This is a genomic window from uncultured Aggregatibacter sp. (assembly GCF_901873365.1).
Taxonomy (GTDB): Bacteria; Pseudomonadota; Gammaproteobacteria; order Enterobacterales; family Pasteurellaceae; genus Aggregatibacter.
The window spans coordinates 1-755 of record NZ_CABFLM010000025.1 but is presented as its reverse complement, the minus strand read 5'-3'; the positions used below and the strand labels follow the sequence as shown (position 1 = coordinate 755).

The following is a 755-nucleotide window of genomic DNA, read 5'->3' as shown; positions in this document are numbered from 1 at the left end:
GCCCCCTGGCTGCGGCTAATCTCACGGTGTAAATCATCCCGCTCCATTTCACTAATCAGTTGGCTGTTCAGCTTAATGCCGCTTAAATGCCCACTGCCGTAGTAAAAATAGCCCAGGCTATCTCCCGATGGCAGGCAGGTTTTTAAACGGTTGCCGTTAGCATCGTATTCATAGGCGACGGCTTGTCCATTTAAGCACTCTTCTATCAAACGTCCCGTGGCATCATAGCGAAAATCAATGTGTTGTCCTGTGCAGGCAACCTGTGTCATTTGTCCGTTTAAATCAAAGCTAAAGGTCGTGCGACCGGATTGCCCGCCCTGACGAATATGCGCTTCGGTCATCTGTCCTTGTCATAGGTAGTTTTTCCGGCTTCATTGGTTTGACTGAACGCCCTGCCCAATTTATCCCGCTCAAACCCCATCGCCTGTCCGTCGCTTGAAATGATAACGGCCACATATGCAAAGTAACCCTACGACTGTTATTTTATCCATTCCAATAGGAATAACACTAAATGCTAGGGTCACATTACATATGGCTGTGACATTACCTTATTTTCTCAATTTGTTACCAATACACATCGGTCAAGGCGCATTATCTGGGTGCAAGGATATTATAAGCAATCTAATAGTTTGTTAATTAAATAATCCTTATCCTGATTAGAAAGCTCATAATAATTAAAAGCGCTATTTATTAATACCTTTTGTTCTTTACAACTATAATTTTCTATATAGGAAAATGCTTTTTGTATATTATTC

The 755-nt window shown here is 42.0% G+C and carries 1 protein-coding gene; it reads right to left on the bottom strand.

Annotated features, from left to right (window positions below; all coding sequences use genetic code 11):
- Window positions 1–341: hypothetical protein (locus QZ106_RS00710; protein WP_295973025.1), on the bottom strand; the 341-nt coding region annotated here is incomplete at its 3' end.
- Window positions 342–755 lie beyond the last annotated feature (414 nt).